Source organism: Streptomyces sp. AC627_RSS907 (assembly GCF_019049165.1).
The window spans coordinates 244,814-245,021 of the sequence record NZ_JAGMUE010000289.1 but is presented as its reverse complement, the minus strand read 5'-3'; the positions used below and the strand labels follow the sequence as shown (position 1 = coordinate 245,021).

At 68.8% G+C, this 208-nt stretch carries 1 protein-coding gene; it reads left to right on the top strand.

Annotated features, from left to right (window positions below; genetic code table 11):
• The coding region (locus KUM32_RS35090) for a flavodoxin-dependent (E)-4-hydroxy-3-methylbut-2-enyl-diphosphate synthase (RefSeq protein WP_217145961.1) at window positions 1–208 on the top strand (208 nt) is incomplete at both ends.

Below are 208 nucleotides of genomic sequence, written 5' to 3'. Positions count from 1 at the left end.
GAACCCCGGCAACATCAAGCAGTTCGACGACAAGGTCAAGGAGATCGCCAAGGCGGCGAAGGACCACGGCACCCCGATCCGCATCGGCGTGAACGCGGGCTCGCTCGACCGGCGCCTGCTCCAGAAGTACGGCAGGGCGACCCCCGAGGCGCTGGCCGAGTCCGCCCTGTGGGAGGCGTCCCTCTTCGAGGAGCACGACTTCCGGGAC